This window comes from Streptomyces sp. NBC_01717 (assembly GCF_036248255.1).
GTDB lineage: Bacteria > Actinomycetota > Actinomycetes > Streptomycetales > Streptomycetaceae > Streptomyces.
Genome location: NZ_CP109178.1, coordinates 2,832,343 through 2,853,570, shown reverse-complemented (window position 1 = coordinate 2,853,570; position 21,228 = coordinate 2,832,343). Strand labels below are relative to the sequence as shown.

Below are 21,228 nucleotides of genomic sequence, written 5' to 3'. Positions count from 1 at the left end.
CCACTGGGGTGAGGCGTTCGGGTGTGTCGGGGCGGATTCGGGGGACATGGGAGCCGCCGACAGGGGGCCAGCCCCCGCACGAAGACGCGGGCATGCTCCAGTGCACAGGCATCTGTGCACAGAGCAGTGTGTGACACATGGCAGAGAAGCCCGGCGGTACCGAAATCACGGAGCTGGCCGCTCTCAAGGCCCTCGCTCAGCCGCGACGCCAGCAGATCCTTCAGCGCCTCACCCTGCACGGCCCGGCGACATCCGCGATCCTTGCCCGCGCCCTGGCTCTGAACACCGGGGCCACCAGCTATCACCTGCGTGAACTCGCCAGGTACGGCTTCGTGGAGGACGCCGCCGCCGAGGAACCGGGCGGCCGGCGGGCGAGGTGGTGGCGGGCCGTTCCCGGCGACCGGCGCTTCCCGCCCCGTTCCCGTCAGAGCCCCGAGGTGCGGCTCGTCATGGACGAGCTGAACCGCCATGCATACGCCGCCGACCTCGCCCTCTTCGAGCGCCTCCAGCGCGACAGTGGCGAGTCGGGGGGCGAACTGGGCGAGTGGGCCGATGCGTTCCCGTACTCGCGGGGTTCCATCCAGCTCACGCTCCCCGAACTCCGCGCGTTCTTCGAGGAGTTCATCGCCCTCATGAACCGCTACAAGCGGCCCGACGCCGACATCCCGCCGGGCGCCCGCACGGTCCACACCCGGCTGCTTGCCTTTCCGGCCCTGCTCCAGCCCCCTGCGAACGACGACGCGGACGACAACAGAAGAGAGACGGACGCATCATGATGCTGCGCTATGCCCTGCGGACAATTCGGGACCGCAAGGGCGGGTTCCTGGGCGCCCTGCTGGCGCTGATGTGCGCCGCCGCCCTCATCACCGCCTGCGGCACCCTCCTGGAGACCGGACTGCGCGGAAGGATCGCCACCGAGCGCTATGCCGCGGCTCCGCTCGTCGTCTCCGCCGACCAGAACGTCCACCGGACCACCGTCAAGCACAAGGGCAACGGAGAGACGAAGGCCAAGCACAAGGCGAAACCCGTCGCCGAGCGCGCATGGCTCCCCGCGGCCACCGCCGACCGGATCCGGCCCCTGGAAGGCGTGCGCAAGGTGATTCCCGAGCTCACCTTCCTTGCCGAGCCCGTTACCGAGCCCGTTGACCGGCCTTCGTACGGACACTCCTGGGCGTCTGCCTCCATCACCCCGTTCACGCTCACCACAGGCCGAGCTCCCGCCACCGCAGACGACATCGTGATCGACCGAGGGTTCGCCGAGCGGGCCGGCCTGAAGCCAGGGGACCGGCTCACTGTGCAGTCCACCGGTGCCCCCCGGCGGTACCGCATCAGCGGCATCGCGGCCCCGGCCGGCCGCGGTGAGCTCCAGCAGCAGACCTCCCTGTTCTTCTTCGCCGCCGAGGCCGAGCGACTCGCTGCCCGCCCCGGCCAGGTCACCGCCCTCGGCGTGCTGCCCGCGCCCGGCACGGACCTCACCGAGCTGAAGCGGCGTGTTCAGCGAGCACTCAAGGGCACCACCGCACAGGTGACCATGGGTGGCGACCGCGGTCCGGTCGAGTTCCTGGACGCCGGGGGCGCCCGTACCAAGCTCGTTTCGATGGGTGGCGCGATGGGCGGTACCTCACTCCTCGTCGCGATCCTCGTGGTCGTAGGCACCTTTGCGCTCTCCATCCAGCAGCGCCACCGAGAACTGGCACTGCTGCGCGCCATCGCCGCCACATCGCGCCAGATACGCCGTCTCCTCGGCCGTGAGGCGCTGATCGTCGGAGCGGCGGCCGGTGTACTGGGCTCGCTGGCCGGACTGCCGCTCGCCACCTGGCTGCACAGCCGGTTCATCGACATGGGGGCGATCCCCGCGAACCTGGAACGCACCGCGGGCATCTTCCCGGCCTTCGCCGCCGTCGCTGTCACCCTCCTCGGAGCCTGGGCAGCCGCCAGGATCTCCGGCCGCCGGATCGCCCGTATCCGCCCGGCCGAAGCCATGGCCGAGTCCGCGGTCGAGCGCGACCGGCCGGTCCGGGGCCGCATCGCCGCAGGTCTGGTGCTGCTCGCGGGCGGCGGAGTCCTCGTCGCCGTACTCAGCAGCCTCCATACCGAGGCGGCCTCGACCCCCGTCACCTTCCTGTCCGTCGTGGTGCTGGCCACGGCAGTGTCGCTGCTCGGCCCGCTCCTCATCAGGATGGCGTCGGCGCTGCTCGCGGGACCGCTCCGACTGGCTGGGTTCGGCGGCACTCTCGCCACCGCGAACATCCGCGGAAACTCAACCCGGATGGCCGCCGTCGTCACCCCGCTCACCCTGCTCATCGGGATGACCTGCACGGTTCTTTTCGTCCAGCCGACCCTCGGCAGTGCCGCCCGCACCCAGGCCCGAGAAGGCACCCGTGCCACCTGGGTCCTGGCCGCGCAGGGCCCCGGAATCCCGTCCGTCGCCGCTGAGACCGTCCGTACGACCCAGGGCGTCACGGCCGCCACCGAGGTCGTACGGACCACCGTCCGGGTCGGACTCGACAAGTACCAGGCCCAGGGCGTCACGCAGGCCGGTCTGAGCCGCACCTGGGATCCTGAAGTGACCGGCGGTTCGCTCGCGGACTTCGCGGCGGATCCCGGCACCGCCGCGGTCAGTGAACTCGCCGCAGAGCGGCTGGGACTGCACCCCGGCAGCACACTGGAACTGCACCTCGGCGACGGGACGCCCGCCACCCTCACCGTCGCCGCCGTCTACGCCCGCGGCCTGGGCTTCGGCGACCTGACCCTGCCCCACGACCTGGTCGCCCGTCATATGGACAACCCCCTCGCTGCCACGGTTCTGGTCGCCGGGGACAGCGACCGCGGCCGACTCGCTGCCGCGCTGAAGAAGTGGCCCGGCATCGCCGTGCTCGCCCCTGCCACTGCCGACCGGCTCCAGGCCGACCGGCAGCAGGAGAACGCCGAGGTCAACTATCTCGCCATGGGTCTGATCCTGGCCTTCACCGCGATCGCGGTCGTCAACACCCTTGCCATGTCGGTGTCCGAACGGATCAAGGAGTTCGCCATGCTCCGCCTGGCGGGTGCCACCCGGCGCCAGGTCCTGCGAATGCTCCGTATCGAGGCCCTGTCGGTCCTGCTGATCGCCGCCGTCCTCGGCACCGGCATCGCACTCGCCGTACTCACCGCCTTCAGCATCGGCATGACCGGCAGCGCGGCGCCCACCGTCATGCCGGTGGTGTACGCGACGGTGGTGGGCGCAGCCGCGCTGCTGGTCCTGGTCGCCTCCGCGCTGCCCGGCCGGGTGGCACTGAAGGCCGGCCCGGTGGAGGTGGCTGCTTCCCAGCAATGACACGACGGAGGCGCAGTGCGGCCGGTGTCCCGAGCGGGCACGGCAGCCGCGACTGTCACCCGTCAGACGTCGACCGGGAGCCCCGCCGCCCGCCACGCCTGGAACCCGCCGATCAGATCGGTCGCCCGGTGCAGCCCCAACTGCTGCAGGGACGCGACCGCGAGACTCGACGCGTAGCCCTCGTTGCACACCACCACCACCCGCAGGTCATGGCTGACCGCCTCCGGTGCGCGATGGCTGCCCTGCGGGTCGAGCCGCCACTCCAGCTCATTGCGCTCGACGACCAGCGCCCCCGGAATCAGTCCGTCCCGGTCGCGCAGCTCCGCATAGCGGATATCCACCAGCAGGGCCCCGTCGTCGGCGGCGGCGGCCGCCTCGTGCGGACCGATCCGGTCGAATCCGGCCCGGACCCGCTCCAGCAGCTCGTCGATTCCCACCCGCTCCGTACCGCCGTTCCGGTCGCCGCTCACTGCCAGTCCTCCGGGTGCTCGACGTGCTCAAGACGGAGTACCGCGCCCGTGCGGCTGTAGCGCCGGATCTGTGGCAGCGGCGGATAGTACGCATGGACGGAGACGGCGTGATCGGTGTCGGACTCGTTCAGCACCTCGTGCACATGGTGCCGGCCGAACGCCCTGCCCTGACCGGTCGGCAGCTGCCGGGACCGATCGACGCCTTCGGCCAGTTCAAGTGTCTTCCAGCCGTCCGTGGGCAGCCGCACCGCGAGCGACTGCTCCTTCAGGGCGCCGGCCGCCGTGCTGAAGGCACCGAGCGATTCGGCGTGGTCGTGCCAGCCGGTGCCGGTGCCCGGCGGCCATCCGATCAGCCAGGCCTCACTGCCACCGGGCCCGTCGAGCCGGATCCAGGTGCGGCCTTCGGGATCGAGGGGGAGTGCGGCGATGAGATCGGTGTCCGCGGCCGTGCGGCGGACGTATTCGAGCAGTTCCGCGGCTGTCGGGCCAGGTCCGGCACCGGAGTGTGGACCGGAGACAGGCGTGCGCAGGGAAGGCGAAGGAGGGGGAGAGGAAGACACAGGGACCGTCCTGAGAGTTCGCGTGTGATGCCCGGGGTGCGACAGGGCGCACACCGCAGCAGGAAGAGGCGCTTCAGCAGGACGGACGACACACGCAGCCCGCGTAGCGGACGAGGTCCATATGGACCCTCCGCCACAGGCGCACATCGGTGTCGGTCACGTTTCGGAGTACACCATGTGCCGCCGCGGGGGTCAATTGATGTCTGCGGTCCGGTCGGCGCGAACGGACGCACGTGGCTCACCGCCGCGCGCCGCGTCCGCCGCCGCGAAAAGTTCAGTCGGCCGGACCCCGCCGAACGACGCCACCAGGTGTCCGTCCGGCCGGACCAGCAGCACGGTGTGGGCCGATGCCCCGGGGTAGGCCTCGGTCACCAGGAGCTCGCCCCTTACCGGCAAGGCGTCGACCGCCTCGACAAGCCGGGGCATCACGCCCGCCATCAGCCAGTGCCGTCGGTCCCACACCCCGGTCCCCGGAGCGACCAGCAGCACCAGCAGATGCCCCTGCCCCAGCCGCTCGCGCAGTCGTACGGTCGTGCCGTCGGGCGCCGTCACCCGCACGTCGGCAACCGGCGCACCGGGGGGCGTACCGACCGTTGTGTGCGCCTCGGCGCGTGGAGGTGCAAGGGGGGAGTGCGTGTACGAGGGGGGCGCACCGAGCGGGCCGCAGCCCAGATGACCGTCGGCGAGCAGCGAATCGTGCCCGCGTGCGCCCCCCGGAACCAATGTCCGCAGACCTCCGCCACCACGCAGTATCGGCAGCGACTGGTCCGCGGCGCGTAGCCGCGAGGCGACCGCGGCCCGGCGCTCCGTCTGGTAGCTGTCGAGCAGTACGTCTGAGGCGCCGTGATGCCAGGCCTGTGCCAGCTTCCAGGCCAGGTTCTCGGCGTCCCGCAGCCCCTCGTCGAGCCCCTGCGTACCCAGGGCGCCCAGCAGATGTGCGGCGTCCCCGGCCAGGAAGGCCCGCCGGACGCGCCAGCGCCGGGCCAGCCGGTGGTGCAGCGTGTAGACGCCCGTGTCCAGGAGTTCGTACGGCGGGGTCTCACCACCGCACCAGCCGGCGAGGGTGTCCCGCACGCGGGTGATCAGGGCGTCGGGCGTGACGAGCTCGCCGCGCGGCGGAAGCAGCCAGTCCAGCCGCCACACGCCGTCCGGCAGCGGCCGCGCGGTCACCTCGGCGCCGCCGCTGCGCCACGGCGGCAGCCGGTGCAGCACGGCCTGGCCGGGCCAGGGCAGTTCGGTGCGCAGCGCGGCGACGGCATGCCGCTCCACCGCCGTGCGTCCGGGGAACCTGATGTCCAGGAGCTTGCGCACGGTGGACCTGGCGCCGTCGCAGCCGACCAGGTAACTCCCGCGCCACCACGTCGAGTCGGGCTCCCTGGTGTGCACCGTGACGCCGGCCGGGTCCTGCTCCAGTGTGTCGATCCGGCTGAACGGCACCATCTGCACCAGATCCTGTATGGCGATCGCGTCCCGCAGCCCGCGCATCAGTGCGTGCTGCGGCACATGGACCGGGGCCGGCAGCTGATCACCGTACGGGGAATCGTCGCCGAGCGGCAGTTCGCGTACCAGCTGCTTGCGCCGCATGGACCGCCAGCCGGACCACCGGACGCCCTCGTCCCGGAGCGTCGTGCACCCGAGCCGTTCCACCAGCGCCGCGGTGTCCTCACGCAGAACCACGGTCCGGGCGGGACGTGTCTCCTCCTTCCCCGCATCCTCGTCGAGAAGTACGGAGGGGACGCCCTGCGCGGCGAGGGCGAGCGACAGCACCAGGCCGACGGGCCCGGCACCGGCGACGATCACCGGGTCCACGGTGCGACTCCCTGGGCCCGTGCGGTCGTAAGGATGGTGTCGGATGTGGAAGCGAGCGTTCGGTCGGCGATCACAGAACGTATGCAACCCACTGCCGGTGCTTGCGTCAAGTGACACCGGAACGCGGCGAGGGGCGCCGGTGGATGCACCGGCGCCCCTCGCGGGGAGATTATCGACGAGTCGTCAGACGCCGCGTCCGTCGTCGATGTTGAGCGTCGGCGCACCGATGGTCTCCAGACCGCCGCCAGGTCCGGCACCGACCACGGCACCCGTGCTCTTCTTCCTGCGCCGCAGCCGGCCCTCCAGCCAGCTCGCGAACGAGGTGAGCGCGAAGTTCACCACGATGTAGATCAGGGCGACGATCGTGAAGCACGCGATGGTGTTCGCGCCGTAGTTCGCACTCATGGGGCGGACCGACGCCAGCAGCTCAGGGAAGGTCAGCACCCAGCCGCCGAGGGCGGTGTCCTTCACGATGACGACGAGCTGGCTGACGATCGCGGGCAGCATGGCCGTCACCGACTGCGGAAGCAGCACGTACAGCATGGTCTGGCCCTTGCGCATACCGATCGCCTTGGCCGCGTCCGTCTGTCCGCTGGGGAGGGACTGGATCCCGGCCCGTACGATCTCGGCGAGCACCGAGGCGTTGTACAGCACCAGACCCGTGACCACGGCGTACAGCGGGCGGGACTCGCTGCTGATCGTCGTGTACTCGGAGTACGCCTGGTTCGCGGTGATCATGAGGATCAGCACCGGGATGGCGCGGAAGAACTCCACGACGACGCCGGCCGGCATCCGCACCCACCGGTGGTCCGAGAGCCGCCCGATACCGAAGAGGGCACCCAGTGGCAGAGCGATGACCAGGGCGAACGCCGCTGCCTTCAGGGTGTTCTGCAGTCCCGGCCAGATGTAGGTCTGCCAGGGCTGGGAGCTGGTGAAGAACGGCTTCCATTTGATCCAGTCGAGCTGGTGCTTGGAGGCCAGGCTGTCGTACAGCCACCACACCGCGGCAGCGGCGACGAGCAGGAAGAGGACCGTGTACAGGATGTTGCGCTGCTTGGCGCGCGGCCCCTGGGCGTCGTAGAGGACGGAAGTCATCGCTTCACCGCCACCTTCTTGCTCACCCAGCCGAGTATCAGGCCGGTCGGGAGGGTCAGACAGACGAATCCGAACGCGAAGACGGCGGCGATCAGGATCAGCTGCGCCTCGGCCTCGATCATTTCCTTCATCAGGTATGCCGCTTCGGCCACGCCGATTGCGGTGGCGACCGTGGTGTTCTTCGTCAGCGCGATCAGCACGTTGGCCAGCGGATTGACGACCGAGCGGAAGGCCTGCGGAAGGACGATCAGACGGAGCACCTGCGTGAAGCTCAGACCGAGCGCACGCGCTGCTTCCGCCTGGCCGACCGGCACGGTGTTGATGCCCGACCGGAGCGCCTCACAGACGAAGGCCGAGGTGTAGACGATCAGCGCGAGGACCGCGAGCCGGAAGTTGATGTCCGTGAAATCGCTGGCCCCGAGCTTGATGCTGAGCGTCTGGAAGAGACCCAGCGACGAGAAGACCATGATGACGGTCAGAGGAATGTTCCGGACGACGTTCACATAGGCGGTGGCGAATCCGCGCATCAAGGGGACCGGGCCGACCTTCATGCCGGCCAGCAGCGTTCCCCATATGAGGGAGCCGAGGGCGGAGTAGACGGTGAGCTGCACCGTCACCCAGAAGGCTCCCAACAGGTCGTAACCTTCAAGAAAGTCGAACACGATCTCCCGCGCTTCCGCGTGTAGGAGGGCATGGCGCGCCGCCGTTCACGGACGGCGCGCCGGGTCAGCCCTGCTTCACTTGACGATGTTGCCGATCTTCGGGGCCTGCTCGTTCTTGTAGTTCGCCGGACCGAAGTTGGCCTTCACCGCCTCGTCCCAGGAACCGTCCGAGACCATCTTGGTGAGCGCGTCGTCGATCTTCTTCTTGAGGTCGGCGTCGCCCTTCTTCAGGCCGATGCCGTAGTTCTCGTTGCTCATCTTGAAGCCGGCCAGCTTGAACTTCCCCTGGAAGTCCTTCTGCGAGGCGAAACCGGCCAGGATGCTGTCGTCGGTGGTCAGTGCGTCGACGACCTTGTTCTCCAGGCCGGTGAGGCACTCGGAGTAGCCGCCGTACTCCTGCAGCTGGGCCTTCGGCGCCAGCTTCTCCTTGACGTTCTGAGCCGAGGTGGAGCCGGTCACCGAGCACAGCTTCTTGCTGTTCAGGTCGGCCGGGGACTTGATCGAGGAGTCGTCGGCGCGGACGAGGATGTCCTGGTGCGCCAGCAGGTACGGGCCCGCGAAGTCGACCTTCTGCAGCCGCTCGTCGTTGATCGAGTAGGAGGCGGCGATGAACTTGACGTCACCGCGCTCGATCGCCGTCTCGCGGTCGGCGCTCTTGGTCTCCTTGAAGTTGATGTCCTTGGCGTCGTAGCCGAGTTCCTTGGCGATGTACGTGGCGACATCGACATCGAAACCGGTGTACTTGCCGTCGGGCGTCTTCAGACCGATACCGGGCTGGTCGATCTTGATGCCGATCGTGATCTTCTTGCCGCCGCCCGCCGAGTCGCCGCCCTCGTCGTCGGAGGAGCCACAGGCGGTGGCGGTGAGAGCGAGCGCGAGCACGGCGGCCGATGCGGCGGTGACCTTACGAAGCTGCATGGTGAACTTCCCTAGAGTTGACGCGATGTGAGTGAACAGCTGATCCGGAGATCAGTGGTGAAGGATCTTCGAGAGGAAGTCCTTGGCCCGGTCACTGCGCGGGTTGCTGAAGAACTGGTCGGGCGTCGCCTCTTCGACGATCTTCCCGTCCGCCATGAAGACGACACGGTTGGCCGCCGAGCGCGCGAAGCCCATCTCATGGGTGACGACGACCATGGTCATGCCGTCCCGGGCGAGCTGCTGCATGACCTCCAGCACCTCATTGATCATTTCCGGGTCGAGTGCCGAGGTCGGCTCGTCGAAGAGCATGACCTTGGGGTCCATCGCCAACGCCCGTGCGATGGCCACTCGTTGCTGCTGACCGCCGGAGAGCTGGGCGGGGTACTTGTCGGCCTGCGTCGCCACGCCCACCCGGTCGAGCAGCGACCGCGCCTTGTCCTCGGCAGCCTTCTTGTCCGCCTTGCGGACCTTGAGCTGCCCCAGCATCACGTTCTCGAGCACCGTCTTGTGCGCGAAGAGATTGAACGACTGGAAGACCATGCCGACATCGGCACGCAGCCTGGCCAGCTCCTTGCCCTCCTGGGGCAGCGGCTTGCCGTCGATAGAGATCGCGCCCGAGTCGATCGTCTCCAAGCGGTTGATCGTGCGGCACAGCGTGGACTTCCCGGACCCGGAAGGCCCGATGACGACCACGACCTCGCCCCGGGCGATGGTCAGGTCGATGTCCTGGAGCACATGCAGCGCGCCGAAGTGCTTGTTGACGTTGCTCAGTACGACAAGGTCGTTCGCCGCAGGTACGGCATCCTCGGCGGCCTTGGTCACTGAAACTCCGCTCATCGGCTTCTTGCTCCGTCCTCCTCGGTTGGGAAGGACCCTAATGACGCAGTGCGACCACCGTCATTACATCTGAGCGGAAATTGAGCATAACGATCCGGCGGCAACCGGACACACCGCGTGAACGGGACGGCGGAAGAGGTAGCGGGGGCGTACCGGGTGCATAACGGAAACCTCGATGTAATGGGCGGGCTCTTGACTGACCTACCGGTCATCGGCGTGGATGCCCTGATAGACCATGACGTGAAACACCCCGGTACGGGGAAGTACCGGGAAGTATGGACAAGCGCACGGAAGCGCTTGAAGACAGCGCCGCGGGAGATGGACCGCATCGCGGAGAGGAAGGGGGGCCATGAGGCTGCTGCTCGTCGAGGACGACAACCATGTGGCGGCCGCCCTGTCCGCGGTGCTCGCCCGGCACGGTTTCCAGGTCGTGCACGCGCGCAGTGGCGAGGAGGCCCTGAAGGCCCTTCTGCCCACGGACACGGAACCCTTCGGGGTCGTGCTCCTCGACCTCGGACTGCCCGACCAGGACGGCTACGAGGTGTGCGGGAAGATCCGCAAGCGCACCTCCACGCCGGTGATCATGGTGACCGCGCGGGCCGATGTCCGGTCGCGGATCCACGGCCTCAACCTCGGAGCGGACGACTACGTCGTCAAGCCGTACGACACCGGCGAACTGCTCGCCCGCATCCACGCGGTCAGCAGGCGCAAGTCGGCCGGGGAGGACACGGTGCCGACGCCCGTCGCCGCCCTGCAGCTGGGCCATGTCCACATTGAGCTCCCGACCCGCCGGGTCAGCGTCGACGGCACCGAAGTCCAGCTCACCCGCAAGGAGTTCGATCTGCTCGCGCTGCTCGCCCAGCGACCGGGTGTGGTGTTCCGCCGCGAGCAGATCATCAGCGAGGTGTGGCGCACCAGCTGGGAGGGAACGGGCCGCACGCTCGAAGTGCACGTCGCGTCCCTGCGTTCCAAACTGCGGCTGCCCGCACTGATCGAGACCGTGCGGGGGGTCGGCTACCGGCTCGTCGCCCCGTCCGCGTAAGGGCGTACGTCCCAGGTGCGTACCCGTCTCCTTCCCCTGCTCATCATCCTGATGGCGGGCGTGCTGCTCGCCCTCGGCTTCCCGCTGGCCGTCAGCGTGGCCGCCGCTCAGCAGCAGCGCGTCGTGATCGATCGCATCGACGACACCGCACGCTTCGCCGCGCTGGCCCAGTTCGTCGCCGAACAGACCAGCGGCACCGATGAACGGCGTCGCACGCTCCAGGCCGAACTCGAGACGTACGACTCCGTGTACGGGATCCGGGCCGGCGTCTTCTATCGCGACCGCAGCGCCATGGCGGTGGCTCCGGCAACCTGGCGGCTCCCGGTCGAGGGCGAGGGGCGCGAGGCGTTCAGCGAGGCGCTGCTCGGGCGCCGCAGCCACGATCCGCCACAGGTCTGGCCCTGGCAGCGTGGCCGGGTCGTCGTCGCCTCGCCCGTCGTGCGGGACGGCGATGTGGTCGCCGTCGTGGTCCTCGACTCGCCCACCAGCGAAATGCGCTCCCGGACGATACGTGGCTGGCTGCTGATCGCGGTCGGCGAAGTGGTCGCGATGCTGGTGGCCGTCGGTGCCGCGATCCGGCTCACCGGCTGGGTCCTGCTGCCCGTGCAGACCCTGGACACGGCGGCGCACGACATAGCCAGCGGCCGGATGAGATCCCGGGTGGCGGCCTCCGGAGGACCCCCGGAACTCAGACGCCTGGCCCGGTCGTTCAACGAGATGGCGGACAACGTCGAAGAAGTGCTGGAGCAGCAGCGCGCCTTCGTCGCCGACGCCTCGCACCAGCTGCGCAACCCCCTTGCCGCGCTACTGCTGCGCATCGAGCTCCTCGCGCTCGAACTTCCTGAGGGAAACGAGGAGATCGCCTCCGTCCGTACGGAGGGCAAGCGGCTCGGTCAGGTTCTGGACGACCTGTTGGACCTGGCACTGGCCGAGCACGCCGCGGCCGATCTCCAGCTCACGGACATCGGCGCGCTCACCGCCGAACGGGTCGCCTCGTGGCGTCCGTTCGCGGAGGAGAACGGGGTACGGCTGACAGCGGACGGGGCATCCGCCGTGACCGCCTGGGCGGACCCCATTGCGCTGTCGAGCGCCCTCGACGCCGTCATCGACAACGCGTGCAAGTTCACCCCCGCCGGTGAGGAGGTCCGTGTGACGGTCGCCTCCGGGCGGGAGGACGTCACAGTGGTCGTCGCGGACCGCGGGCCGGGCCTGACCGACCAGGAACTGGAGCGGATCGGTGACCGTTTCTGGCGCAGTACCCGGCATCAGAACGTGCGGGGATCCGGCCTCGGGCTCTCCATCTCGCGCGCCCTGCTCGCTGCGGGCGGCGGCTCCCTCACGTACGCGCCGCACGAGCCTCACGGATTGCGGGTGACGGTGACGGTCCCGCGCAACGGCCCGCACGGCTGACGGCGCGCGGGGGACCGCTGACAGTACGCGGGGGACCGCCTTCGAGCGGCCGAGCGGAGAGCACGGGAGACGCGGAGAGCACGGGGGTACGGGGACGCCACTCCGTACTGGGAGGCTCGACCGGGCCGAGGTGCGCGGGACGCCACCTCCCCTGTGTCAGGGTTTGACCGAGCGGTAGTAGCGCCTCGCCCCGTCGTGCAGCTGCAGTGGATTCGTGTAGATCGCCGTCCGCAGGTCCACCAGCTGCGCCGCGTGCACCTCGCGTCCGATGCGGTCCCGGCTGTCGATCACGGTCCGGGTGAACGCCTCGGTCATCGCGGCGTCCGTACGGTCCGTGGTGACCACCACATTGGCGACCGCCACCGTCGGCACGGCCTGCCCCTGCTGCGCGTTGCGATAGGCGTCGGCAGGCATCATGGCCGAGCGGTAGTAGCGGGTCGACCCGCCGCCGGCCTGAAGCTGCTTGATCAGTGGGTCCTCCAAGGGCACAAGCCTGATCGCGAACCGGTCCGACAACTCCTGAACCGCGGTGGTCGGCAGCCCGCCGGACCAGAAGAACGCGTCGAGCAGGCCGTTCTCCAGCCGCTTCGGCATCGTGTCGATACCGGCCGGAACCGGAGTGATGTCATGCGTCGGATCAAGACCCGCAGCCGTCATCAGACGGTCGGCGACCAGCCGCACGCCCGAACCCGGCTGCCCCACCCCGACCTGCTTGCCCATGAGATCCGAGACCTGCTGCACGTCGGAGTCCCGGGGCACGACCAGCTGGATGTAGTCGTCGTACAGCCGCACGCAGCCGCGCAGTCGTTCGGCACCCGGCTTGTCGTCCCGCAGATACGTGGCCAGGGCGTCGGCCGTGGCGATGGTGAAGTCGGCCTTCCCCGTGGCCACCCGCTCGATGTTCTGCTGGGAGCCCTCCGAGGTCTGCAGCCGTATCGACACCTCTGGCATGTCCTTGGCGAGCGCCCCTCTGAGCCGCTCGCCGTAGCGCTGGTAGACCCCGCTGCGCACCCCGGTGCTGAAGGTCAGCGACCCGCTCGGGGTGGGTTCCCCGAGCGGCAGCACCCACCACAGCAGCAGCCCGAGAACGACGACAGTCGCGGCGCCCCCCTGGAGGGCTCGCCGCCGGCCGGTACGGGACAGTGCATCGAGCATGGCGCGATCCTGCCAGGTCACTGAGCGCGATGGCCAGAGCCGGGCCTGTGGAGGGGGCGGCGAGAGGGCCGTGGGACCTCGTACCCTGGTGGACGAGATGAGCGAGGTAGAGGGTTTGAAAACGTACGAGGTGCGCACCTACGGGTGCCAGATGAACGTCCACGACTCCGAGCGGCTGTCGGGGCTGCTGGAGGGCGCTGGTTACGTACGTGCGCCCGAGGGCGCCGACGGTGACGCCGATGTCGTCGTCTTCAACACCTGCGCGGTGCGGGAGAACGCCGACAACAAGCTCTACGGCAATCTCGGCCGGCTCGCCCCGATGAAGACGAAGCGGCCCGGGATGCAGATCGCGGTCGGCGGCTGTCTCGCGCAGAAGGACCGCGACACGATCGTCAAGCGGGCCCCGTGGGTCGACGTCGTCTTCGGCACACACAACATCGGCAAGCTGCCGGTGCTCCTGGAGCGCGCCCGTATCCAGGAGGAGGCGCAGATCGAGATCGCCGAGTCCCTGGAGGCGTTCCCCTCCACCCTCCCCACCCGCCGCGAGTCCGCCTACGCGGCGTGGGTCTCCATCTCCGTCGGCTGCAACAACACCTGCACCTTCTGCATCGTCCCGGCGCTGCGCGGCAAGGAGAAGGACCGCCGGACCGGCGACATCCTGGCCGAGATCGAGGCGCTGGTCGCCGAGGGTGTCTCCGAGATCACCCTGCTCGGTCAGAACGTGAACGCGTACGGCTCCGACATCGGGGACCGAGAGGCCTTCTCCAAGCTGCTGCGGGCCTGCGGGAAGATCGAGGGCCTGGAGCGGGTCCGCTTCACCTCGCCGCACCCCCGCGACTTCACGGACGACGTGATCGCGGCGATGGCCGAGACACCGAACGTGATGCCGCAGCTGCACATGCCGATGCAGTCGGGATCGGACACGATCCTGAAGGCGATGCGACGCTCCTACCGGCAGGAGCGGTTCCTCGGCATCATCGAGAAGGTGCGCGCCGCGATGCCGGACGCCGCCATCTCCACCGACATCATCGTGGGCTTCCCCGGCGAGACCGAGGAGGACTTCCAGCAGACCATGCACGCGGTCCGCCAGGCGCGCTTCGCGAACGCCTTCACCTTCCAGTACTCCAAGCGCCCCGGAACCCCGGCTGCCGAGATGGAGGGGCAGATCCCGAAGGAGGTCGTCCAGGAGCGGTACATGCGCCTGTCCGCCCTCCAGGAGGAGATCTCCTGGGACGAGAACAAGAAGCAGGTCGGCCGGACCCTGGAGGTCATGGTCGCGGAGGGCGAGGGCCGCAAGGACGGCGCCACCCACCGGCTCTCCGGCCGCGCTCCCGACAACCGTCTGGTCCACTTCACCAAGCCGGACGAGGACGTGCGGCCGGGCGATGTGGTGACAGTCGAGATCACCTACGCCGCCCCGCACCACCTGCTCGCCGAGGGTGCGCCGCTGAGCGTACGACGCACCCGTTCCGGTGACGCGTGGGAGAAGCGCACCGCCGCCGAGGCGGCCAAGCCGGCCGGGGTGATGCTGGGGCTGCCCGGCATCGGCGCCCTGGCCCCGCTGCCGGCCGCGTCGGCTCCCGGCTGCGGGTGCGACTGACCAGCATCAGAAGGCGGCGACCCGCGGGCTGCAGGAGCTCGCGGGCGACGCGAATCCGCGGGCAGCAGGAATCCTCAGGCCGTATGACCAGGGGAAACAGTCGACGCAGTACGCTGCCCAGCATGCTTGTCGCCGCAGCTGTCTGCCCCTGTCCGCCCCTGCTGGTACCCGAGGTCGCCGCCGGTGCCGCCTCCGAGCTCGACGCCGCGAGGACCGCGTGCATCGACGCCCTGGGCGTGCTCGCCGCGGCCCGCCCCGACCTGCTGATAGTGATCGGGCCCGCGGACGTCGACGGGCGTGGTCCGCATCCCGAGGGGACCCAGGGCTCCTTCAAGGGTTTCGGCGTCGATCTCGATGTACGGCTGGGGCTCGGGGGAGACCCTGCCGACGCTCGGGTGGAGCGTCCGCTTCCACCGTCCCTCGCCGTCGGCGCGTGGCTGCTTGCCCGTGCGGACTGGGCCGACGCCCCGGTCGAGGGTCTCGGGGTGGGGGAGGCGCTCGAAGCCGAGCGCTGCGCGAACGCCGGGCGGGAGCTGGCGGCCAGGGCCGACCGGGTGGCTCTGCTGGTCATGGGTGACGGCAGCGCCTGCCGCACGCTCAAGGCGCCCGGCTACCTGGACGAGCGCGCCGTTTCGTTCGACACCGAGGCGTCACGGGCTCTCGCGGCCGCGGACCTCGCCACGCTGAACGCGCTGGACGAGTCGCTGGCGTACGAACTGAAGGCGGTGGGCCGGGCGCCGTGGCAGGTGCTGGCGGGCGCAGCGGAGGGGGCCGGTCTGAGCGGTCGGCTGCTCTACGAGGACGCCCCGTACGGTGTGGGATACATGGTCGCCACCTGGTTCTGAGACCGCGTCACACGGAGCCGGTGCCGGACACCCGACGGCCGTGGAGCGACGCGGCTCCACGGGCGTCAGGTGCGTGACATGACGTGAGGGTGTCGAGATCAGGGAGTGGGCGGCATACCGCCCTCGCTCTTGTGGGACAGCCGTTCGACCGCATCCTTGGCCTTTCGTGTGCCGGACTCGATCTTGTCGGTGTATTTGCCCTTGGTCTTTTGATCGACCGTCCGAGCAGCCTTGTCGAGTCCTTGGTCGATCTTGTCCTCATGCTGCTGCGCGAAATCGCCGACCTTGTCCCTTGCCGGGCTGAGCTTGGCCTTCAGACTGTCCATGAGGCCCATCGGACACCTTCTCTGCTGGGGGGCTGAGTGCGGGCGTCCTCTCCGTCTCGTCCAGTCGTTGTGATGGCGGCTGTGGCTTCCCTGACCGTCCGTGAGGACGACCGGCGAAACGGTTGAACAACGCCCATATCTACTCAATATTTTACTCGGGCGAGCGTGATCCCGCGCCGACCGGGAGCCCCATTGCGCCACTCGCGGCTCGTGTGTGCGCCGCGGCGGCGAACGCCTCCGGCCTCGCACCATCACGTAGCCCGCTCGGGAAGCCCGCACGTAGCTGGTTCGGGAAGGAGGCCGGAGGTTTGCGAGACTGGGGCGGTGAGAAGTCCATCTCCCGCACCGCGGGTCATCGCCGTCGTCGGTCCCACCGCAGCCGGAAAGTCCGATCTGGGCGTATTTCTCGCCCAGCAGCTCGGTGGCGAAGTGGTCAACGCCGACTCCATGCAGCTCTACCGGGGGATGGATATCGGCACGGCCAAGCTGACGCTCGCAGAGCGCGGATCCGTACCCCACCGGCTGCTGGACATCTGGGACGTCACCGAGACCGCCAGCGTGGCCGAATACCAGCGACTGGCCCGCCTCGAGATCGACCGGCTGCTCGCCGAGGGCCGCACCCCCGTCCTCGTCGGCGGCTCCGGGCTGTACGTGAAGGGTGCCATCGACGCCCTGGAGTTCCCCGGTACGGACCCCGGCGTACGCGCCGGGCTGGAGCGGGAACTGGCGGAGCACGGCTCCGGTGCGCTGCACGACCGGCTCGCCGCCGCGGACCCCGAGGCGGGCCGGGCCATCCTGCCGAGCAACGGGCGGCGCATCGTCCGGGCCCTCGAAGTCATCGAGATCACCGGCAAGCCGTTCACCGCCAATCTTCCGGGCGGCGAAGCGGTCTACGATGCCGTTCAGATCGGGGTCGACGTGGCCCGCCCCGAACTCGACGAACGCATCGCCCTCCGGGTCGACAGGATGTGGGAGGCCGGGCTCGTGGACGAGGTGCGCGCCCTGGAGGCGCAGGGGCTGCGCGAAGGGCGAACCGCCTCCCGTGCGCTGGGCTATCAGCAGGTGCTTGCCGCACTGGCGCAGGAGTGCACCGAGGACGAGGCGCGCGCCGAGACGGTACGCGCCACCAAACGCTTCGCGCGCCGTCAGGACTCCTGGTTCCGCCGCGACCCGCGTGTCCGGTGGCTGAATGGTGCCGCCGACCACCGCCGGGAACTCCCGCACGAGGCGCTGGCGTTGGTCGAACGAGCGGTTACAGCCTGATCACGTGATGGCATCGGGAAGCCCTGCCCGTCATTTCGGTGACCGGGAGCGTGCCATCATCGAGCATCGATCGACCAGTGGAGTCCGAGTTGGGAGGGCGCGTGGCGATGGAGGCCGGCCCTCGCGACACAGAACAAGACGCACCGGACACGCAGCACGAGGCGGGACGTCTGAGCCCTGACGGGCCCGACGAGCTCGAGGTGACCCCCGAGGTGGAGGTCGAGCTGCGGCCCGCTCGCCGTCTGCGGATCTGGCAGCTCGCCCCGATCGTCATGCTCGCGGCAGTCGGCTCGCTGATGTTCGCCTTCCCGCTCGCCTTCGAGTTCGGCGACGGCGGTGCGGTCGTCGCCATGCTGGGACTGCTGATCAGCTGCTGCGCCGCCGGCTGGGGCATGATGGCCGCCCGCAGGGTCGGGCACACCTGGCCGGGCCTGCCCGCCAGGGGCATGGGCGAGCGCCCCGACTGGCGCGTGATCGCGCTGTACGTGGCCGTGTGCGGGGTGCTGGTGGCGCTGGCCGTGTGGCGCGTGGCCCGACTGCGCTGACGCGGATCCCGGGCGCGGCGGCTCACCTGCCGGCCCGTCTCGTCCCTGCCGTCCGCCCTGCCCGTCGACTGGTGGCCCGCCTTCGCCCGCTGTCGGTGCGGCCTCGTACAGTTGCCCTGTGAGCACCTCGCAGATCGCCTTCCTCAAGGGCCACGGCACCGAGAACGACTTCGTGATCGTTCCCGACCCGGACGACGCCATCGACCTGCCCGCATCCGTCGTCGCCCGGCTCTGCGACCGCCGGGCCGGTATCGGAGGTGACGGTCTGCTGCACGTCGTGCGGTCTGCCGCGCATCCCGAGGCGCGAGCCATGGCGGGCGAGGCCGAGTGGTTCATGGACTACCGCAATGCCGACGGTTCCATCGCCGAGATGTGCGGCAACGGTGTGCGGGTCTTCGCCCGCTATCTGCAGCACGCCGGGCTCGTCGAGGAGGGCGATCTCGCGGTCGCGACCCGGGGTGGCGTGAAGAAGGTCCACATCGCCAAGGGCGGCGACATCACGGTCTCCATGGGGTGCGCCCTGCTCCCCGGCGCGGGCGTCACCGTCACGGTGGACGGCCGCAGCTGGGACGCCCGGAACGTCAATATGGGCAACCCCCACGCGGTCGCCTTCGTCGACGACCTGGCGCACGCCGGGGAGCTGCGCTCCGTACCGCCGTTCACCCCCGCAGCCGTCTACCCCGACGGCGTCAACATCGAGTTCGTCGTGGACCGCGGACCGCGCCACGTCGCCATGCGGGTTCACGAGCGCGGTTCCGGCGAGACCCGCTCCTGCGGCACCGGCGCCTGCGCGGTGGCCGTCGCCGCAGCCCGCAGGGACGGCGCCGACCCCGCGCAGACGGGCACTCCGGTCACGTACAGGGTCGATCTGCCCGGCGGGACCCTGCTGATCACCGAGCAGCCGGACGGTGAGATCGAGATGACCGGGGCCGCTGTCATCGTCGCCGAAGGCATGATCGATCCGGCCTGGCTCGAAACGGTGACCGGCTGAAGCTTCGCTCGAATGGGTGATCCGTTTCACGCTGAGCGAGAGCCGGACTCCGCCACGTGGTGGGGTCGGTAGCATCAAGCACCGGCCCGGAGGCGCGTCCGCACCTTCCCACCGCCGGTCGACGTTTGCCGGAGGTGCCCCCATGAGCGCAGAGGCCACCGACCCAGGTGCTCCCATCCGCAGACGAGGCCGTCCCCGGATCGATCTTCGCAGACTCGGCCGGGTCGCCCTGCTCGGACCCGTCTCCCGCGACCGGCTGCCCGACGCGATCGGCCATGTCGCCGAGGCCCACCGGGCCCATCATCCGGACGCCGACCTGACCGTCCTGCACAAGGCCTACGTCCTGGCAGAGTCCTCCCACCGGGGGCAGATGCGCAAGAGCGGTGAGCCGTACATCACGCACCCGCTCGCGGTCACGCTGATCCTCGCCGAACTCGGCGCCGAGACGACGACGCTCACCGCGTCCCTCCTCCATGACACCGTCGAGGACACCGAGGTAACCCTTGATCAGGTGCGGGAGCAGTTCGGCGAAGAGGTCTGCTACCTCGTCGACGGCGTCACCAAACTCGAGAAGGTCGACTACGGTGCGGCGGCCGAGCCCGAGACATTCCGCAAGATGCTCGTCGCCACCGGGGACGACGTCCGGGTGATGTCGATCAAGCTCGCCGACCGGTTGCACAACATGCGCACCCTCGGGGTGATGCGCCCCGAGAAACAGGCGAGGATCGCGAAGGTCACCCGCGATGTGCTGATCCCGCTCGCCGAACGGCTCGGGGTACAGGCGCTCAAGACCGAGCTGGAGGACCTTGTCTTCGCGATCCTCCACCCCGAGGAGTACGAACACACCCGGGCACTGATCGCCGCAGCGTCACCAGGTTCGGCCGCCTCGGGTGAAGCGGGCGCCACGGTCACCGACGACCCTCTCTCCGCCATCGCCGAGAACGTCAGAGCCGTGCTGCGGGACGCCGGCATTCCCGCCGAAGTCCTGATCAGGCCACGGCACTACGTCTCGGTGCACCGCGTCCGGATCAAACGCGGCGAACTGCGTGGCACCGACTTCGGCCGCCTGCTGGTGCTTGTCGGCGAGGACGCCGACTGCTACGGCGTCCTCGGCGAACTCCACACCTGTTTCACCCCGGTGATCTCCGAGTTCAAGGACTTCATCGCGGCCCCCAAGTTCAACCTGTACCAGTCGCTGCACACCGCTGTCGTCGGCCCGGGGGGCGCGGTCGCCGAAGTCCTCATCCGTACGCATCGGATGCACAAGGTCGCCGAAGCGGGCGTGATCGCGCTCGGCAACCCCTACACCGCGGACAGCACCTCCGCGCCGCAGACGGCCGAACCCGCGGACGGCGAGCGCGCCGACCCGACCCGGCCCGGCTGGCTCTCCCGGCTCCTCGCATGGCAGCAGTCCGCCCCCGACCCGGACACCTTCTGGACCACACTCCGCGCCGACCTCGCCGAGGACCGCGAGATCACGGTCTTCCGCACCGACGGCGGCACCCTCGGCCTCCCCGCCGGGGCCAGTTGCGTCGATGCCGCCTACGCGCAGTACGGCGACGAGGCGCACAGCTGCATCGGAGCCAGGGTCAACGGCCGGCTCGCCAGGCTCTCCACCGTGCTCAGCGACGGAGACACCGTGCAGCTGCTGCTGGCCGAGGACGCGACGTCCGGTCCCTCACCCGACTGGCTCGACCACGCCCGTACGCCCGCCGCGCGCATCGCGATCACCGGCTGGCTCGGCGCCCACCCGCAGGCCCCCCAGGGTTCCTACGGCAGCCGGCCCGCAGGCCGCAGACCCGACCCGCAACCCATGGCCTCGGCACCTTCCGGAAGCGACCGGTCCGCCGACCGCGCGGCGACCGTGGTCGTGGGCCGGCCGGACGCCACCGTACGTCTGGCGGGCTGCTGCACCCCCGTACCGCCCGATGCCGTCACCGGATTCACCGTGCGCGGCGGCGCCGTCACCGTGCACCGGCAGGAGTGTCCCGCGGTGGCCAGGATGCTGGCCGCCGGCCGGACGCCCGTCGCGGTCGGCTGGGGCGATGCGGCGGCCTGCCGGGTCACCCTCGTCGCCGAGTCCTTCGGACGCCCGCGGCTGCTCGCCGATCTCACCGAGGCCATCGCGGCAGCGGACGCGGCGATCATCGCCGCCACCGTCGAGCCACCCAGCGAGCAGCGCGTCCGGCACACCTACACCCTTCAGCTCCCGGACGCCGCCGGACTGCCCGCGCTGATGCGCGCGATGCGTGACGTGCCGGGGGTGTACGACGTGAGCCGTGCCCAGCACCCGGCCGCCGCCGTCTGAACCACCGCCTCGCAGCGCCCGGCCGCCGCACCGGCCCCTCGTTCGAGTGGCGCGGCGCGCGCCGCACCCGGACCCG

General features: G+C 69.8%; 20 protein-coding genes. 10 read left to right on the top strand and 10 right to left on the bottom strand.

Annotated elements, in window-relative coordinates; all coding sequences use genetic code 11:
- Positions 1-137 precede the first annotated feature (137 nt).
- On the top strand, positions 138-776 hold the full coding sequence (locus tag OHB49_RS12915; RefSeq protein WP_329160372.1) for a helix-turn-helix domain-containing protein: 639 nt from the start codon (positions 138-140) through the stop codon (positions 774-776).
- Complete coding sequence (locus OHB49_RS12910) at positions 773-3,316, top strand: FtsX-like permease family protein (RefSeq protein WP_329160371.1); 2,544 nt, start codon at positions 773-775, stop codon at positions 3,314-3,316. The genes OHB49_RS12915 and OHB49_RS12910 overlap by 4 nt, the downstream gene beginning before the upstream one ends.
- Before the next feature lie 62 nt (positions 3,317-3,378).
- On the opposite strand, the gene OHB49_RS12905 is transcribed toward OHB49_RS12910, so the two are convergent.
- From OHB49_RS12905 to OHB49_RS12870, 8 genes are all read right to left on the bottom strand, one after another.
- Positions 3,379-3,786 carry a rhodanese-like domain-containing protein gene (locus OHB49_RS12905; protein WP_329160370.1) on the bottom strand — a complete coding sequence of 136 codons (408 nt, stop codon included), beginning with the start codon at positions 3,784-3,786 and terminating at the stop codon, positions 3,379-3,381.
- Positions 3,783-4,346 (bottom strand): cysteine dioxygenase, encoded by a 564-nt coding sequence (locus tag OHB49_RS12900; protein ID WP_329160369.1) that lies wholly within the window; start codon positions 4,344-4,346, stop codon positions 3,783-3,785. The genes OHB49_RS12905 and OHB49_RS12900 overlap by 4 nt, the downstream gene beginning before the upstream one ends.
- A 73-nt stretch (positions 4,347-4,419) precedes the next feature.
- Positions 4,420-4,491 (bottom strand): putative leader peptide, encoded by a 72-nt coding sequence (locus tag OHB49_RS12895; RefSeq protein WP_309544753.1) that lies wholly within the window; start codon positions 4,489-4,491, stop codon positions 4,420-4,422.
- A 47-nt stretch (positions 4,492-4,538) separates the two neighbouring features.
- On the bottom strand, positions 4,539-6,155 hold the full coding sequence (locus OHB49_RS12890) for an FAD-dependent monooxygenase (protein ID WP_329160367.1): 1,617 nt from the start codon (positions 6,153-6,155) through the stop codon (positions 4,539-4,541).
- A gap of 183 nt (positions 6,156-6,338) precedes the next feature.
- Positions 6,339-7,250 carry an amino acid ABC transporter permease gene (locus OHB49_RS12885; RefSeq protein WP_329160366.1) on the bottom strand — a complete coding sequence of 304 codons (912 nt, stop codon included), beginning with the start codon at positions 7,248-7,250 and terminating at the stop codon, positions 6,339-6,341.
- Entirely contained in the window at positions 7,247-7,912 is a 666-nt protein-coding gene (locus OHB49_RS12880; RefSeq protein WP_030974146.1) for an amino acid ABC transporter permease, read from the bottom strand. The genes OHB49_RS12885 and OHB49_RS12880 overlap by 4 nt, the downstream gene beginning before the upstream one ends.
- A 75-nt stretch (positions 7,913-7,987) precedes the next feature.
- Positions 7,988-8,830, bottom strand: a complete 843-nt coding sequence (locus OHB49_RS12875; protein ID WP_329160365.1) for a glutamate ABC transporter substrate-binding protein — start codon at positions 8,828-8,830, stop codon at positions 7,988-7,990.
- 51 nt (positions 8,831-8,881) lie between these two features.
- On the bottom strand, positions 8,882-9,667 hold the full coding sequence (locus tag OHB49_RS12870; protein WP_030974142.1) for an amino acid ABC transporter ATP-binding protein: 786 nt from the start codon (positions 9,665-9,667) through the stop codon (positions 8,882-8,884).
- Between the two features lie 349 nt (positions 9,668-10,016).
- On the opposite strand from OHB49_RS12870, the gene OHB49_RS12865 reads away from it, so the two are divergent.
- Both OHB49_RS12865 and OHB49_RS12860 read left to right on the top strand, forming a co-directional pair.
- Positions 10,017-10,709: a response regulator transcription factor gene (locus tag OHB49_RS12865; RefSeq protein ID WP_329160362.1), complete on the top strand. Its 693-nt coding sequence runs from the start codon at positions 10,017-10,019 to the stop codon at positions 10,707-10,709.
- Positions 10,710-10,724: 15 nt separating this feature from the next.
- A complete protein-coding gene (locus OHB49_RS12860; RefSeq protein ID WP_329160360.1) occupies positions 10,725-12,119 on the top strand; it encodes a sensor histidine kinase in 1,395 nt (464 codons plus the stop codon).
- 156 nt (positions 12,120-12,275) lie between these two features.
- On the opposite strand, the gene OHB49_RS12855 is transcribed toward OHB49_RS12860, so the two are convergent.
- Positions 12,276-13,274, bottom strand: a complete 999-nt coding sequence (locus OHB49_RS12855) for a TAXI family TRAP transporter solute-binding subunit (protein ID WP_030974136.1) — start codon at positions 13,272-13,274, stop codon at positions 12,276-12,278.
- Positions 13,275-13,371: 97 nt separating this feature from the next.
- Here OHB49_RS12855 and miaB point away from each other — a divergent pair, with 97 nt between their 5' ends.
- Positions 13,372-14,874, top strand: coding sequence for a tRNA (N6-isopentenyl adenosine(37)-C2)-methylthiotransferase MiaB (miaB, locus tag OHB49_RS12850; RefSeq protein WP_329160358.1), 1,503 nt, complete (start codon positions 13,372-13,374; stop codon positions 14,872-14,874).
- A 122-nt stretch (positions 14,875-14,996) separates the two neighbouring features.
- Positions 14,997-15,719: a class III extradiol dioxygenase subunit B-like domain-containing protein gene (locus OHB49_RS12845; protein WP_329160357.1), complete on the top strand. Its 723-nt coding sequence runs from the start codon at positions 14,997-14,999 to the stop codon at positions 15,717-15,719.
- Between the two features lie 98 nt (positions 15,720-15,817).
- Here OHB49_RS12845 and OHB49_RS12840 read toward each other — a convergent pair whose 3' ends face one another.
- Positions 15,818-16,045: an antitoxin gene (locus OHB49_RS12840; protein WP_329160355.1), complete on the bottom strand. Its 228-nt coding sequence runs from the start codon at positions 16,043-16,045 to the stop codon at positions 15,818-15,820.
- A 324-nt stretch (positions 16,046-16,369) separates the two neighbouring features.
- On the opposite strand from OHB49_RS12840, the gene miaA reads away from it, so the two are divergent.
- The 4 genes from miaA (at position 16,370) to OHB49_RS12820 (ending at position 21,152) form a co-directional block, all read left to right on the top strand.
- The gene (miaA, locus tag OHB49_RS12835) at positions 16,370-17,308 is read left to right on the top strand and encodes a tRNA (adenosine(37)-N6)-dimethylallyltransferase MiaA (protein WP_030974127.1); all 939 of its coding nucleotides are present in this window, start codon (positions 16,370-16,372) and stop codon (positions 17,306-17,308) included.
- A 107-nt stretch (positions 17,309-17,415) separates the two neighbouring features.
- Positions 17,416-17,853, top strand: a complete 438-nt coding sequence (locus OHB49_RS12830) for a hypothetical protein (RefSeq protein WP_093777337.1) — start codon at positions 17,416-17,418, stop codon at positions 17,851-17,853.
- A gap of 118 nt (positions 17,854-17,971) precedes the next feature.
- Positions 17,972-18,844 (top strand): diaminopimelate epimerase, encoded by an 873-nt coding sequence (gene dapF, locus OHB49_RS12825; RefSeq protein WP_329160353.1) that lies wholly within the window; start codon positions 17,972-17,974, stop codon positions 18,842-18,844.
- A 142-nt stretch (positions 18,845-18,986) separates the two neighbouring features.
- The gene (locus tag OHB49_RS12820; RefSeq protein WP_329160351.1) at positions 18,987-21,152 is read left to right on the top strand and encodes a RelA/SpoT family protein; all 2,166 of its coding nucleotides are present in this window, start codon (positions 18,987-18,989) and stop codon (positions 21,150-21,152) included.
- Positions 21,153-21,228 lie beyond the last annotated feature (76 nt).

Coding starts and splice junctions, on each gene's coding strand:
- OHB49_RS12915 (WP_329160372.1), top strand. CDS start 138: ATGGCAGAGAAGCCCGGCGGTACCGAAATCACGGAGCTGGCCGCTCTC.
- OHB49_RS12910 (WP_329160371.1), top strand. CDS start 773: ATGATGCTGCGCTATGCCCTGCGGACAATTCGGGACCGCAAGGGCGGG.
- OHB49_RS12885 (WP_329160366.1), bottom strand. CDS start 7,250: ATGACTTCCGTCCTCTACGACGCCCAGGGGCCGCGCGCCAAGCAGCGC.
- OHB49_RS12875 (WP_329160365.1), bottom strand. CDS start 8,830: ATGCAGCTTCGTAAGGTCACCGCCGCATCGGCCGCCGTGCTCGCGCTC.
- OHB49_RS12870 (WP_030974142.1), bottom strand. CDS start 9,667: ATGAGCGGAGTTTCAGTGACCAAGGCCGCCGAGGATGCCGTACCTGCG.
- OHB49_RS12865 (WP_329160362.1), top strand. CDS start 10,017: ATGAGGCTGCTGCTCGTCGAGGACGACAACCATGTGGCGGCCGCCCTG.
- OHB49_RS12855 (WP_030974136.1), bottom strand. CDS start 13,274: ATGCTCGATGCACTGTCCCGTACCGGCCGGCGGCGAGCCCTCCAGGGG.
- miaB (WP_329160358.1), top strand. CDS start 13,372: ATGAGCGAGGTAGAGGGTTTGAAAACGTACGAGGTGCGCACCTACGGG.
- OHB49_RS12845 (WP_329160357.1), top strand. CDS start 14,997: ATGCTTGTCGCCGCAGCTGTCTGCCCCTGTCCGCCCCTGCTGGTACCC.
- OHB49_RS12840 (WP_329160355.1), bottom strand. CDS start 16,045: ATGGACAGTCTGAAGGCCAAGCTCAGCCCGGCAAGGGACAAGGTCGGC.
- OHB49_RS12830 (WP_093777337.1), top strand. CDS start 17,416: ATGGAGGCCGGCCCTCGCGACACAGAACAAGACGCACCGGACACGCAG.
- OHB49_RS12820 (WP_329160351.1), top strand. CDS start 18,987: ATGAGCGCAGAGGCCACCGACCCAGGTGCTCCCATCCGCAGACGAGGC.